Source organism: Sodalis sp. dw_96 (assembly GCF_018449575.1).
Classification (GTDB): Bacteria; Pseudomonadota; Gammaproteobacteria; order Enterobacterales; family Enterobacteriaceae; genus Acerihabitans.
The window spans coordinates 1-13,849 of the sequence record NZ_JAAVUT010000007.1 but is presented as its reverse complement, the minus strand read 5'-3'; the positions used below and the strand labels follow the sequence as shown (position 1 = coordinate 13,849).

General features: G+C 54.7%; 14 protein-coding genes and 1 other annotated feature. Of the genes, 10 read left to right on the top strand and 4 right to left on the bottom strand.

All coding sequences use genetic code 11. The features are described 5' to 3' along the window. Positions 1 to 77: 77 nt before the first annotated feature. The 7 genes from ffh (at position 78) to tyrA (ending at position 6,277) form a co-directional block, all read left to right on the top strand. Positions 78 to 1,439 (top strand): signal recognition particle protein, encoded by a 1,362-nt coding sequence (gene ffh, locus HB631_RS12415; RefSeq protein ID WP_213991483.1) that lies wholly within the window; start codon positions 78 to 80, stop codon positions 1,437 to 1,439. Between the two features lie 111 nt (positions 1,440 to 1,550). Beyond that, a complete protein-coding gene (gene rpsP / locus HB631_RS12410) occupies positions 1,551 to 1,799 on the top strand; it encodes a 30S ribosomal protein S16 (RefSeq protein ID WP_213991482.1) in 249 nt (82 codons plus the stop codon). 18 nt (positions 1,800 to 1,817) lie between these two features. Then, complete coding sequence (gene rimM, locus HB631_RS12405) at positions 1,818 to 2,366, top strand: ribosome maturation factor RimM (protein ID WP_213991481.1); 549 nt, start codon at positions 1,818 to 1,820, stop codon at positions 2,364 to 2,366. A 39-nt stretch (positions 2,367 to 2,405) separates the two neighbouring features. Beyond that, entirely contained in the window at positions 2,406 to 3,158 is a 753-nt protein-coding gene (gene trmD / locus HB631_RS12400; RefSeq protein WP_213991480.1) for a tRNA (guanosine(37)-N1)-methyltransferase TrmD, read from the top strand. Positions 3,159 to 3,223: 65 nt separating this feature from the next. Beyond that, on the top strand, positions 3,224 to 3,571 hold the full coding sequence (gene rplS, locus HB631_RS12395; protein WP_213991479.1) for a 50S ribosomal protein L19: 348 nt from the start codon (positions 3,224 to 3,226) through the stop codon (positions 3,569 to 3,571). 502 nt (positions 3,572 to 4,073) lie between these two features. Continuing rightward, positions 4,074 to 5,150, top strand: a complete 1,077-nt coding sequence (locus HB631_RS12390; RefSeq protein WP_213991478.1) for a 3-deoxy-7-phosphoheptulonate synthase — start codon at positions 4,074 to 4,076, stop codon at positions 5,148 to 5,150. Positions 5,151 to 5,155: 5 nt separating this feature from the next. Further along, positions 5,156 to 6,277 (top strand): bifunctional chorismate mutase/prephenate dehydrogenase, encoded by a 1,122-nt coding sequence (gene tyrA, locus HB631_RS12385; RefSeq protein ID WP_213991477.1) that lies wholly within the window; start codon positions 5,156 to 5,158, stop codon positions 6,275 to 6,277. 15 nt (positions 6,278 to 6,292) lie between these two features. Here tyrA and pheA read toward each other — a convergent pair whose 3' ends face one another. The 4 genes from pheA to bamD all read right to left on the bottom strand — a co-directional run bounded on the left by pheA (position 6,293) and on the right by bamD (position 9,078). Next, on the bottom strand, positions 6,293 to 7,450 hold the full coding sequence (gene pheA, locus HB631_RS12380) for a bifunctional chorismate mutase/prephenate dehydratase (protein ID WP_213991476.1): 1,158 nt from the start codon (positions 7,448 to 7,450) through the stop codon (positions 6,293 to 6,295). A gap of 25 nt (positions 7,451 to 7,475) precedes the next feature. Further along, positions 7,476 to 7,601 (bottom strand) — a sequence feature (Phe leader region). Then, complete coding sequence (gene pheL, locus HB631_RS12375; protein WP_213991657.1) at positions 7,553 to 7,600, bottom strand: pheA operon leader peptide PheL; 48 nt, start codon at positions 7,598 to 7,600, stop codon at positions 7,553 to 7,555. (Overlaps the previous feature by 48 nt.) A gap of 141 nt (positions 7,602 to 7,742) precedes the next feature. Next, positions 7,743 to 8,075, bottom strand: a complete 333-nt coding sequence (raiA, locus tag HB631_RS12370) for a ribosome-associated translation inhibitor RaiA (RefSeq protein ID WP_213991475.1) — start codon at positions 8,073 to 8,075, stop codon at positions 7,743 to 7,745. A gap of 271 nt (positions 8,076 to 8,346) precedes the next feature. Further along, complete coding sequence (bamD, locus tag HB631_RS12365) at positions 8,347 to 9,078, bottom strand: outer membrane protein assembly factor BamD (protein ID WP_213991474.1); 732 nt, start codon at positions 9,076 to 9,078, stop codon at positions 8,347 to 8,349. Between the two features lie 129 nt (positions 9,079 to 9,207). On the opposite strand from bamD, the gene rluD reads away from it, so the two are divergent. The 3 genes from rluD (at position 9,208) to clpB (ending at position 13,630) form a co-directional block, all read left to right on the top strand. Continuing rightward, the gene (gene rluD, locus HB631_RS12360; RefSeq protein ID WP_213991473.1) at positions 9,208 to 10,182 is read left to right on the top strand and encodes a 23S rRNA pseudouridine(1911/1915/1917) synthase RluD; all 975 of its coding nucleotides are present in this window, start codon (positions 9,208 to 9,210) and stop codon (positions 10,180 to 10,182) included. Positions 10,183 to 10,186: 4 nt separating this feature from the next. Beyond that, positions 10,187 to 10,927, top strand: a complete 741-nt coding sequence (gene yfiH / locus HB631_RS12355) for a purine nucleoside phosphorylase YfiH (protein ID WP_213991472.1) — start codon at positions 10,187 to 10,189, stop codon at positions 10,925 to 10,927. Between the two features lie 129 nt (positions 10,928 to 11,056). After that, complete coding sequence (clpB, locus tag HB631_RS12350; protein WP_213991471.1) at positions 11,057 to 13,630, top strand: ATP-dependent chaperone ClpB; 2,574 nt, start codon at positions 11,057 to 11,059, stop codon at positions 13,628 to 13,630. The last annotated feature ends 219 nt before the right edge of the window (positions 13,631 to 13,849 follow it).

Sequence of the window (13,849 nt, the reverse complement as noted above, 5' to 3'; positions counted from 1 at the left end):
ATACCGCATAGGCAAAAATGCTGTATATAGGCGATAATGTCGCGTCCGCGGCCCGACTTCAGGTTGAGTAGAGAACGATGTTTGAAAATTTATCCGATCGGTTATCCCGTTCATTGCGCAATATCAGCGGCCGGGGCCGTCTGACAGAAGACAATATTAAAGAAACCCTGCGTGAAGTGCGCATGGCGCTGCTTGAAGCCGACGTGGCTTTGCCCGTCGTGCGTGATTTCATCAACCGGGTGAAAGAAAGCGCACTCGGGCAGGAAGTGAACAAAAGCCTGACGCCGGGTCAGGAGTTCGTCAAAATCGTCCGTACCGAACTGGTTACCGCCATGGGCGACGAGAACAACGAACTCAACCTGGCGGCCCAGCCGCCGGCGGTGGTGCTGTTGGCGGGCCTGCAGGGCGCCGGTAAAACCACCAGCGTGGCGAAGCTGGGGAAGTACCTGCGCGAGAAGCACAAAAAGAAAGTCCTGGTGGTATCGGCGGACGTTTATCGCCCGGCGGCGATTAAGCAGTTGGAAACCCTGGCCGAGGCCGTCGCGGTGGATTTTTTTCCGTCTGACGCCGGACAGCGGCCCCTGGATATCGTTAATCAGGCGTTGCAGCATGCAAAGCTGAAATTCTACGATGTGCTGCTGGTGGATACCGCCGGCCGTTTGCATGTTGACGAAGCCATGATGGACGAGATCAAACAGATCCACTCGGCCATCAAGCCGGTTGAAACGCTGTTTGTGGTGGATGCCATGACCGGCCAGGATGCCGCCAACACCGCCAAGGCCTTTAACGAGGCGCTGCCGCTCACCGGCGTGATACTGACCAAGGTTGACGGCGACGCCCGCGGCGGTGCGGCGTTGTCCATCCGTCAAATCACCGGCAAACCGATTAAATTCATGGGCGTCGGCGAAAAAACCGAAGCCCTGGAAGCGTTTTATCCGGACCGCATCGCCGGACGCATCCTCGGCATGGGCGATGTCCTCTCGTTGATTGAGGATATCGAAAGCAAGGTAGACCGCGCCCAGGCGGAAAAACTGGCCAATAAACTGAAAAAAGGCGACGGCTTCGATTTAACCGATTTCCTCGATCAGCTAAAACAAATGCGCAGTATGGGCGGCATGGCCAGCATGATGAGCAAGCTGCCGGGCGTGGGCCAACTGCCGGCCAATGTGAAATCACAAATGGACGACAGCGTCCTGACCCGCATGGAGGCCATTATTCAGTCCATGACCCTGAAAGAACGCGCGCAGCCGGAGATTATCAAAGGCTCGCGTAAACGCCGTATCGCCGGGGGCTGCGGATTGCAGGTACAGGATGTGAACCGTATGCTTAAACAATTTGACGATATGCAGCGGATGATGAAGAAAATGAAGAAGGGCGGGATGGCGAAAATGCTGCGCGGCATGAAGGGTATGATGCCGCCGGGATTCCCCGGTCGCTAACTATAGATTGCTTTTTGCTCCAAAACGAGTAATATTTTGGGGCTTTTTATACGGCAACCGGACCCCGTTCCTCGATGGGGCCCGGTTGTTTTATTCACTAAAGAGGATGTTATGGTAACAATTCGTTTGGCACGTGGCGGCGCAAAAAAACGCCCGTTCTATCAAATCGTCGTGACCGATAGCCGCAATGCGCGTGACGGTCGCTTTATTGAACGTATTGGCTTCTTCAACCCGATCGCAACCGGTCAGGCAGAAATCCTACGTTTGGACCTGGATCGCATCCAACATTGGGTCGGCCTGGGCGCAACGGTTTCCGAGCGTGTTAGCGCTCTGATCAAAGATGCTAGGCAAGCGGCTTAATTTGTCGCGGTGGTCGTTATGAGCAAACAATTCCTTACCGCAATTCCCACCAAGCCCGTTGTTCTGGGTAAATTGGGGTCGACGTATGGTATTCACGGTTGGCTCAGGGTGTTTTCGTCCACTGAAGAATCCGAAAGCATTTTTGACTACCAGCCCTGGTTTATAAAACGGGCCGGCGAGTGGCAGCAGCTCGAGCTGCAAGGCTGGAAACACCACAATCAGGATTTGATCATCAAGATCGAAGGTATGGACGATCGGGAAGCCGCGAGCCTGCTGACGAATTGTGAAATCGTCGTGGATTCAACGCAATTGCCGCCGCTGGAAGCGGGTGATTATTACTGGAAAGACCTTACGGGTTGCCAGGTAATCAATACCGAGGGTTATCAGCTCGGCAATGTCATCGATATGATGGAAACCGGCTCCAATGATGTGATGGTGGTGAAAGCCAACCTGAAAGATGCCTACGGCATGCAGGAACGATTGATTCCGTTCCTCGACGGGCAGGTTATCAAGAACGTTGATCTCAACGCTCATCTTATTGAGGTTGAATGGGATCCGAATTTTTGACCCCGAATGTCATGTAGTGATAATGGGTGGAATGGTGTTATGTGGATTGGGGTAATCAGCCTGTTTCCCGAAATGTTCCGCGCAATTACTGATTACGGGGTAACTGGCCGGGCGGTAAAAAACGGCCTGCTGGATATGCAGTGCTGGAGTCCGCGTGATTTCACCCATGGCCGGCATCGCACCGTGGACGAACGCCCTTATGGCGGCGGACCGGGCATGCTGATGATGGTGCAGCCTTTACGGGATGCGATTCACGAGGCGAAAAACAAGGCAGGCGAAGGGGCGAAGGTGATTTATCTCTCCCCCCAGGGACGTAAGCTCGATCAGCAAGGTGTGAGCGAGTTGGCCGCGAACCGGAAGATAATCCTGGTATGCGGTCGTTATGAAGGTATAGACGAGCGCCTTATAGCCACCGAAATTGATGAAGAATGGTCAATCGGCGACTATGTGCTCAGCGGCGGTGAATTGGCCGCCATGGCGTTGATTGACGCCGTTTCCCGGTTTATTCCCGGGGTGCTGGGCCACGAGGCATCGGCGGCGGAGGATTCTTTCGCCGAGGGGCTGCTGGATTGTCCCCACTATACCCGTCCCGAGGTGTTGGCAGACATGGAGGTTCCGGCGGTATTGCTGTCGGGCAATCATGCTGAAATTCGTCGCTGGCGCCTGAAACAGTCGCTGGGCCGCACATGGCTTAGAAGACCTGAACTTCTGGAAAGCCTAGCTCTGACTGACGAGCAAGCAAAGTTGTTGACTGAATTCCAACGGGAATATCAGTTTGAGCGACAACACTAATAGGGGTGTGGCAGCTTTATGCTGGCAACCCGAACACTCAGTTTATCTAGGGTAAGAGACCTATTATGAGCAACATTATCAAACAGATTGAAGACGAGCAGATGAAGCAGGACGTACCTGCATTCCGTCCGGGTGATTCCGTGGAAGTGAAGGTATGGGTTGTTGAAGGCAGTAAAAAACGTCTGCAGGCATTCGAGGGCGTGGTTATCGCTATTCGTAACCGCGGTCTGCATTCTGCATTCACTGTTCGCAAAATTTCCAACGGCGAAGGTGTAGAGCGTGTATTCCAGACGCATTCACCGGTTATCGACAGCATTACTGTTAAACGCCGTGGTGCCGTTCGTCAGGCCAAACTGTATTACCTGCGTGAACGTACCGGTAAGTCCGCTCGTATCAAAGAGCGTCTTGGCTAAGCGTACGCTTTCGCAACATCCGAAAGCACAAGATATCCAGGTCGGCCCACGGGTCGACCTTTTTTATTCAATGCCGGCATGAGTTCGGCTGTGCCCTGTTTTGCAGATGGATAGGTAATTCTTCCTACGTCCCCGTATTCGTAAATTGGCTTTTACTCAATGGTGTAAATATATATTTACATATAGTGTTAATTCAGGGTCTCCGCACTCATGGCGGCTTTAGAAAGACGAGATCTATTATGGCCTGTTTTTATTTTAACATATTGTAAAATAATAATTTTATATCTAAAAGTGTTTTTTTTGGACCGTTTTTGCCACAAATAGGCCGCGTGTCAAAAATGAGTACAGGTAGTACTATAATATTTACACTTATGGATTGAAAACTTTACGTGCCGTGGTATCTTATGTGTCATACGCTGGCGGAGGGGTAATGGCTTATCGATGCATGGCACCTTCTCCGTCAGGACACTTTCAGAAAGACGACTTTGGTCAGGACTGGATCATGCAAAAAGACGCGCTCAATAATGTGCATATCATCGACGAGCAGGTGATGATTACACCAGAAGAACTCAAACGGCAGTTACCCTTGACCCGCCAAGAGCAGCAATCCATTGCCGCGTCGCGTCAAACCATTGCCGATATTATTCATGGCCGCGATCCGCGGCTGTTGGTGGTCTGCGGTCCTTGTTCCATACACGATCCCGATTCTGCCTTGGATTACGCCCGTCGTCTTAAAGCGCTGTCAGAGGAATTAAGCGATCAGCTCTTTATCGTGATGCGAGTCTATTTCGAAAAACCGCGTACCACCGTGGGCTGGAAAGGTCTTATCAACGACCCCTACATGGACGGTTCGTTTGAAGTGGAAGCCGGACTGAAAATCGCCCGCGGCCTGTTGCTGGAATTGGTGCGGCTGGGCTTGCCCCTGGCCACCGAAGCGCTGGATCCCAACAGCCCGCAATATGTTGGCGATTTGTTCAGCTGGTCGGCCATCGGGGCGCGAACCACCGAATCGCAAACCCATCGGGAAATGGCGTCGGGACTTTCGATGCCGGTAGGTTTTAAAAATGGCACCGACGGCAGCCTTTCCACCGCCATCAATGCCATGCGCGCGGCCGCCATGTCGCACCGTTTTTTAGGCATCAACCAGGCGGGGCAGGTGAGTCTGTTGCAAACCCGGGGCAATCCGGACGGCCACGTGATTCTGCGCGGGGGCAAACAGCCTAACTACCATCCGGAGGATATCCTCGACTGCGAGCAGCAGATGGCCAAAGCCGGATTGAACGCGGCCCTGATGGTGGATTGCAGTCACGGTAATTCCAATAAAGATTATCGTCGCCAGACGGCGGTGGCCCAGTCGGTCCTGTCGCAAATCAAGGCGGGGAACCGTTCCATCATCGGCCTGATGCTGGAAAGCCATATCAACGAAGGCAATCAATCTTCCGATGGGCCTCGCACCGAGATGCAATACGGTGTTTCGGTAACGGATGCCTGTATCAACTGGCAAAGTACCGATACACTGTTGCGACAGATGCACGATGAGTTGCGCGATGTCCTTGCGGGACGATTGGCGGGAGAATAAGACGTATGGTTGCCGAGTTGAACGCATTACGCGATCAAATTGATGAAGTGGATCGGTCGCTGCTGGCTTTATTGGCCAGGCGCCTGGAGTTGGTGGCCGAAGTGGGCGAGGTGAAAAGCCGCTTCGGTTTGCCTATCTATGCGCCGGATCGCGAAGCCGCCATGTTGGCGTCACGTCGCGACGAAGCCGTGGCGCAGGGTGTTCCCCCCGATTTGATTGAGGATGTGTTAAGACGGGTCATGCGCGAGTCTTACAGCCACGAAAACGATAAAGGGTTTAAAACTCTTTGTCCCCAGTTGCGTCCGGTGGTGATAGTCGGCGGCCGTGGGCAGATGGGGCGGCTTTTTGAAAAGATGCTGACGTTGTCCGGCTACCAGGTCCGGATTCTGGAGCAGGAGGATTGGCCCAGGGCGGAGTCTTTGCTGGCGGATGCGGGCATGGTTATCGTCAGCGTGCCGATTCATCTCACCGTTGAGGTTATCGAACGCCTGCCGCCGCTACCGCAGGACTGCATTTTGCTGGATGTCGCGTCGATAAAAAATGCGCCGCTTCAAGCGATGCTGGCGGCTCATCCCGGTCCGGTAGTGGGGTTGCATCCGATGTTCGGCCCCGACAGCGGCAGTCTGGCCAAGCAGGTGGTGGTGTATTGCGACGGCAGGCAGCCGGAGGCCTACCAATGGCTGCTGGAGCAAATCCAGGTCTGGGGCGCGCGTCTGCACCGCAGCAGCGCGGTTGAACATGACCAGAATATGGCCTTTATCCAGGCGCTGCGTCATTTCGCCACCTTTGCCTACGGCATGCACCTGGCGGAAGAGAATGTTCAATTGGAGCAACTGCTGGCCCTGTCTTCTCCCATCTATCGGCTGGAGCTGGCCATGATTGGCCGCCTGTTCGCCCAGGATCCTCAGCTGTACGCCGATATCATCATGTCTTCCGAAAGCAACCTGGCGTTGATTAAACGCTATTACCAGCGCTTCGGGGAAGCCATTACCCTGTTGGAGCAGGGTGATAAGCAAGCTTTTATCGACCGCTTCAAGAAAATCGAACGTTGGTTCGGCAGTTATGCGCAAAGTTTTCTCGAGGAGAGCCGCTTGCTGCTGCGCCAGGCCAACGATAGCCGTCGATAGCGGCGGCTCAAGGTGCTAACTGGGATCCACCGGTACCACATTCTCGCTGGGATAGCAGCCCAGGACTTTAAGGGAGCGGGTGATGGCCAGTAATTCCGTCAGAGCTTTTTGCATCGCCCCATCGCGCAGGTTAGCCTGCACATCAATATAAAACATTTCTTCACGGGGATTGCCGTTAATGGGGCGGGATTCAAGGCGGGTCATGACGATGCCGTGATCGCGCAACACCAGCAACGCTTCCACCAGCGCGCCGGATTGCTGACCGGTGGCCATAATCAATGTGGTTTTGGCCGGCACCTGCTCCGATACGTCTATGGCTTTTCTGGCGAGGATAATAAACCGCGTGAAATTCTGTTGCTGATTAGCCAGATTCTGTTCCAACACCTGCAAACCGTACAACGCACCGCCGGGGCCGCTGCCCAGTGCGGCCGCCTTGGGTGAATTCAGTGCCGCCACTTTTTCCATGGCGGCGGCGGTGCTTTCGCAATATTCAATTTTCCACTGTGGGTGGCGGGCGATAAATTGACTGCACTGCTGGAAGGGCTGCGGATGGCTGTAAACCACCTCGATTTGGTCCAGCGTGCTCTCACCGGCCACCAGCATGCAGTGATCGATGGGGTTGGTCAGTTCGCCCACCAATGCGAGATTGGTATGCTGCAGCAGGTCGTAAACATCGTTGATTGACCCTGAACTGCTGTTCTCAATGGGTAAAACGCCATAGTCGGCCTGGCCGGTTTCCACCATTTGCACAATGTCGGTGAATTTCAGGCAGCCGCACTCCACCACCTGATCGAAATAACGCGCGCCGTATTGCCGGGCGGCCAGATGGGAATAAGATCCCTTCGGTCCGAGAAAAGCGATGCGCGCCGAATGTTCAATGGTTTGGTTCAGGTTCGACTGCAACAGCGCCTGCTGCGTCAATACCGAGTCTTCAATAATCAGCTGGAACAGGCGGGTGACATAAAATCCGTCGAGTTCCAGTTTTCGACCCTCTTTCACCAAATGTCCGAGTATATCGCTCTCACGACTTTTATCGCGTATGGGCCGGTGGGTGGTCAATTTATTGCGCGCAACGTCCAGCGCCAGCTCGCGTCTTTCCGCCAGCAGCGACAATAATTTCATATCCAGCGCGCTGATGCGATCCCGTAGCGCTAATAATGGGTTGTCACTCATATGTTTAGTTACCTTTCACGCCGTAATAAAAAAAGCCCCCTGTCATCAGGAGGCTTTTTGTTCGTCTTCGCATTCTTTCTCACATGACGAGCGGCCTCCCGTTCAGGGGAAGGTAAAAAAGAAGGCGAAGAAAAACGGGATAATACGCATAGTATCAACTTTCTGGTCTTATGGGATGTTTACAGTAACCGTTGGCTTTTCATTCTGTCAATATAAAACGCGCCATTATGGCGCGTTGCTCGGTTTGGCTGGTTATGCGGCGGGAAAAGTCTCCACCGGCTCCCGCTATCGGTTACAAAACAGCCAGGTTATTGTTAATCTTGACGCATTCGGTCGCACGGCGGGCTTCGCCTTTATGCTGCACTTTATTCAATTGCCGTTCCAGCTTGGTTATCAATTCATTAATGGCGGCATACATATCCAGGTTGCCGGCGCTGGCGACAAGCGGTCCGTTTGGCGTGTTCAATGTGGCATCGGCCACAAATCCCTGCGGTTGTTTAGAGAGGATTATATGAGGATTTATCAATTGCGTCTGCCACTTGGACAACTTAGCCAGACGTTCTTCCACATGTTGACGAATGGCCGGGGTGATTTCCATCTGTTTGCTGGTAATATTGATAATCATATCACTGCCTCTCTGTCTTTTTCCGTCTACGTAATTTTAGCATACCCTCTCGAAGGGTAAAAAGTGTGATCTAAATCACTTTTAGTCCGAGCTTTAAACAGGGCCAGGGGGTTTTGTGAACCGGCCTTGGAAAAGGGCTCTCGGCTCTTGAGAGTTGCCGGCGGATCGGTCATTATCGATGGGATGATTCAGAGGGGTTCTTGTCGCCGGCCCGTGGCGACAAACGAAAACGGCAGCCTAGGCTGCCGTTTTACGTTCATCAAGGCGTGGTTCAGGCGGGATTTGCCTGGATAATCTTCGCTACTTTGTCAGCCTGACCGGGCAGTTGCAGCTCTTCATAGGCGTTTTGCATTAACGGCAGTGCTTGATGGGTTGCCTTGGTATCCGGGAAATCGGCCAACATCTGCTCGACCCGGTTGACTACCGCCACATAGGCGCCGCGACGGGTGTAAAACCGCACCACCGCCAGCTCATAATTGGCGAGACGGTCTTTAAGATAAACCAGACGTTTATTGGCATCCGTGGCATACTGGCTGTTAGGATACCCGCGAATCAGCTGGGTGAAGTCCCGGAAAGCCGCACGGGCGTGTTCCGGATCGCGGTCGGAACGATCGATGCCGAAGAATCCTTGTATCATGCTGTCATCCAGCGCCATATCCGTCAGACCACGCATATACAGGACGTAATCTACGTTCGGATGTGTTGGGTTCAGGCGGAGGAAGCGATCGATGGAGGCCTGGGCCAATGTGAGGTCCGCCGATTTGTAATAGGCATAGATCAAATCAAGCTGAACCTGCTGCGCGTAAGGACCGAAAGGATAGCGGTTATCCAGTGCTTCCAGTTCCTTAATGGCTCCTTTATAGTCGCCGTCCTGTAATCTTTGTTGTGCGGTACTGTACAGCTCGGAGGGCGGATTATCGGGAACGGCATCCTTGGAACTGGAGCAACCGACCAGCATCAGGCTCAATGTGGCTGCTGCCACCAGATATTTCATACGCATCATGACGTTTTGCTTATCCTCAGAGTGTTATTCCGGGAGACTGTCCGTTAAGCTCCCGAATGAGACCAGCTACAATAGCATAATTCTAAACGGCATTGCCGCGAAAACCCAACGATAACGAAGAAGCTGCATATGGCACAACAACAACTCCTCACCGCTATGGTGAATGAATCACAACTTGGGCAACGGTTAGATCAGGCTTTGGCCGAATTGTTCCCTGATTATTCACGTTCACGTATAAAAATCTGGATCCTCGACAGCCGGGTCCGGGTTAACGGAAACGTGACCGCTACGCCGAAAGAAAAAGTGCTGGGCGGCGAAGCCATTGAAATCGATGCGATTATCGAGGAAGAAACCCGCTGGGCCGCGCAGGACATCGCGCTGAATATCGTGTATGAAGACGACGATATCCTGGTGATAAATAAACCCCGCGATTTAGTGGTGCACCCCGGGGCGGGTAATGCCGACGGCACTATCCTGAATGCGCTGCTGCATTATTATCCGGCCATTGCCGAAGTGCCGCGGGCCGGTATCGTGCATCGGCTGGATAAAGACACCACCGGCCTGATGGTGGTGGCAAAAACCGTACCGGCGCAAACCCGGCTGGTGGAATCCTTGCAGGCGCGGGAAATTACCCGTGAATACGAAGCGGTGGCCATGGGCACCATGACCGCCGGCGGCACGGTGGAGCAACCCATCTCCCGCCATCCCTCCAAACGTACCCACATGGCGGTGCATCCCATGGGCAAACCGGCGGTGACCCATTACCGGATCATGGAGCATTTTCGCGCTCATACCCGTCTGAGGCTGCGGCTGGAGACCGGACGGACCCACCAGATACGCGTTCATATGGCCTTTATCAACCATCCGCTGGTGGGGGATCCGCTTTACGGCGGCCGTCCCCGTCCTCCCAAAGGCGCCTCGGAAGCGTTTGTGAATATGCTGCGCGGATTCGATCGCCAGGCGCTGCATGCCACCAGGCTGCGGCTGTACCATCCCATCACCGGCATTGAAATGGAATGGTTCGCCCCGCTGCCGCAGGATATGGTGGAGTTAATCGCCGTGATGAAGGCGGATAGCGAAACGTTCGCGGATCAGATGGATTAGCCCTATGGATTCCCTGCTGATTCCCCACTGGCCCGCACCGGCCAACGTACGGGCTTATTCCACCACGCGCCTGGGCGGCATCAGCCAGTCGCCCTATGCCTCGCTGAACCTCGGTATGCATGTGGGGGACAGCCCGCTGGCGGTGGAGCATAACCGCCGTCGCCTGGAGGTACTGGGAGGACTGCCCGCTTCGCCGCATTGGCTGGAACAGGTGCATGGCACCGATGTGGTGGTCATACAGGGCAGTGATGATAACCTCGGAACGTCGCCGCGGGCCGACGCCGCCTATACCGGCGTCAGCGGTCATGTATGCGCCGTCATGACCGCCGATTGCCTGCCGGTGCTGTTCTGCGATCGCGCAGGTCACGAAGTGGCGGCGGCCCATGCCGGATGGCGTGGATTATGCGCCGGCATCCTTGAGCGGACGCTGGCCCGTTTTCAATCGGATCCAGCCGATATCATCGCCTGGCTGGGACCGGCCATCGGCCCCCAGGCATTCGAAGTGGGTCCCGAAGTCCGGGAGGCGTTTGTTTCCCTAGATGCGCGAGCCGACGAGGCCTTTATTCCCCGCGGTGAAAAATACTTTGCCGATATCTATCATCTGGCCCGTTTGCGCTTATTAAACGCCGGTATCCGCCAAATTTTCGGCGGTGATCGTTGTACAGTCACCGAATCATCAACATTTTTCTCATATCGGCGCGATGGAATCACCGGACGTATGGCAAGTTTGGTCTGGCTGATATAATCTCTTTTACCAAGACGATCCAGGGTGGATAACAAAGATTTTCCCATTATTTGGCGAAATATCCTTGAATTTTAAATAAACGACCTTATTTAATCTCCAGTAGCAATTTTGACCAATATGGGAGGAGTTATGCGTCTGGATCGTCTTACCAATAAATTCCAGCTTGCCCTCGCCGATGCCCAGTCCCTTGCACTTGGGCGCGACAATCAATTCATCGAACCTTTACACGTCATGCAGGCCCTGCTCAACCAGGAAGGCGGGACGGTACGTCCGTTGCTGCAATCCGCCGGCGTCAATCCCGGGCCGCTGCGCACCGCCATTGAGCAGGCGATTGAACGGCTGCCCCAGGTTGAGGGTACGGGGGGCGACGTTCAGCCTTCCGCCGACCTGGTCAGGGTATTGAATCTTTGCGATAAGCTGGCGCAAAAACGCTCAGACACTTTTATCGCCTCCGAACTGTTCGTGCCGGCGGCCCTGGAGTCGCGCGGCACGCTGGCGGATTTGCTGAAGTCGGCCGGCGCCACGCCGGAAAAAATCACCCAGGCCATCGAACAAATGCGCAGTGGAGACAACGTGAACGATCAGGGCGCCGAGGACCAGCGGCAGGCATTGAAGAAATATACCATCGATCTCACCGAGCGGGCGGAGCAGGGCAAACTTGACCCGGTCATCGGCCGTGACGAGGAAATTCGCCGTACCATCCAGGTACTGCAGCGGCGCACTAAAAACAACCCGGTATTGATAGGCGAACCCGGTGTGGGTAAAACCGCCATCGTGGAAGGTTTGGCGCAGCGGATCGTAAACGGCGAGGTGCCGGAAGGCATGAAGCACAGCCGGGTCCTGTCGCTGGATATGGGCTCGCTGGTGGCGGGCGCCAAATACCGTGGCGAATTCGAAGAGCGGTTGAAAGGGGTGTTGAATGACCTGTCGAAACAGGAAGGCCATATTATCCTGTTTATCGACGAGCTGCATACCATGGTGGGCGCCGGTAAAGCCGACGGGGCGATGGATGCAGGCAATATGCTCAAACCCGCCCTGGCGCGCGGTGAGCTGCACTGCGTCGGCGCCACGACCCTCAACGAATATCGCCAGTACATTGAAAAGGATGCCGCGCTGGAACGGCGATTCCAGAAGGTGTTCGTCGCCGAGCCCAGCGTGGAGGATACCATCGCCATCCTGCGCGGCCTGAAAGAGCGTTATGAACTGCATCATCACGTGCAGATAACCGACCCGGCTATCGTCGCCGCGGCGACGCTGTCGCACCGCTATATTTCGGACCGCCAACTGCCCGATAAGGCCATTGACCTTATCGACGAAGCGGCATCCAGCATCCGTATCCAGATAGACTCGAAGCCGGAGCCGCTGGACAGGCTGGAACGGCGCATCATCCAGTTAAAGCTGGAACAGCAGGCGCTGAAGAAAGAATCGGACGATGCCAGCATCAAACGCCTTGAAATGCTGAGTGAAGAGCTGTCGCAAAAAGAGCGGGATTACTCCGAACTCGAAGAAGAGTGGAAAGCGGAAAAGGCGTCGTTATCCGGCACGCAAAACCTGAAGGCCGAACTGGAACAGGCGAAGATATCCATCGAACAGGCCCGCCGCGTGGGGGATTTGGCGCGCATGTCCGAACTGCAATACGGCAAAATTCCGGAGCTGGAAAAGCAGCTGGCGGCGGCATCTCAGGCCGAGGGTAAAACCATGCGCCTGTTGCGTAACCGCGTCACCGACGCCGAGATAGCCGAAGTGCTGGCGCGCTGGACCGGTATCCCGGTATCGCGCATGCTGGAAAGCGAACGGGATAAGCTGGTGCGGATGGAAGAAGAACTTCATCAGCGGGTCATCGGCCAGAACGAAGCGGTGGAGGCGGTGGCCAATGCCATCAGGCGTAGCCGTGCCGGGCTGGCGGATCCCAATCGGCCCATCGGGTCGTTTATGTTCCTCGGGCCCACCGGGGTCGGTAAGACGGAGTTGTGCAAGGCGCTGGCAACCTTCCTGTTTAATAGCGATGACGCCATGGTGCGTATCGACATGTCCGAGTTTATGGAAAAACATTCGGTGTCCCGTTTAGTGGGCGCGCCTCCGGGATATGTCGGTTATGAAGAAGGCGGGTACCTGACGGAAGCCGTTCGCCGGCGTCCTTATTCAGTGATTCTGCTGGACGAAATTGAAAAAGCCCATCCGGATGTGTTTAATATCCTGCTGCAGGTGCTGGATGATGGACGTCTTACCGACGGACAGGGGCGCACGGTGGATTTTCGCAATACCGTGGTCATCATGACCTCCAACCTGGGCTCGGATGTTATCCAGGAACGCTTCGGACAAATGAATTACCAGGAAATGAAGGACATGGTGCTGGGCGTGGTCAGTCATCATTTCCGGCCCGAGTTCATCAACCGGGTTGACGAAGTGGTGGTGTTCCATCCCTTGGCGCGGGAACACATTACCCGCATTGCGCAAATACAACTGCAGCGGCTGTACAAACGCATGGAAGAGCGCGGCTACAGCATGACGCTGACGCCAGCGGCATTGGAATTGCTGGGCCAGACCGGGTTCGATCCGGTTTACGGCGCACGGCCGTTGAAACGCGCCATCCAGCAGGAACTTGAAAATCCGCTGGCGCAGCAGATGTTATCCGGCAAGTTGATACCAGGGAAGCCCATTACCATGGATGTAAAAGACGGCCATATCGTCGCCGTGCAATAAGCCCCTTACCGGTGTTATCGTCCCGGCGTCGGTTAAACACCTTAAAAAGTCCCGTGGCTGCCACCCCGGGGCTTTTTTATTGGGAGAAAACCCCCGTAAGGGCAGTTCCTTTCGCGGCCCTAACCTTGTTAAAATTAACGTCGCCGGGGAAGCTATCCGGTTTAATAATGAGCAACCAAACTTTATTTTAAAAATAGCGCTTGCCACGCCTCGGGAAGT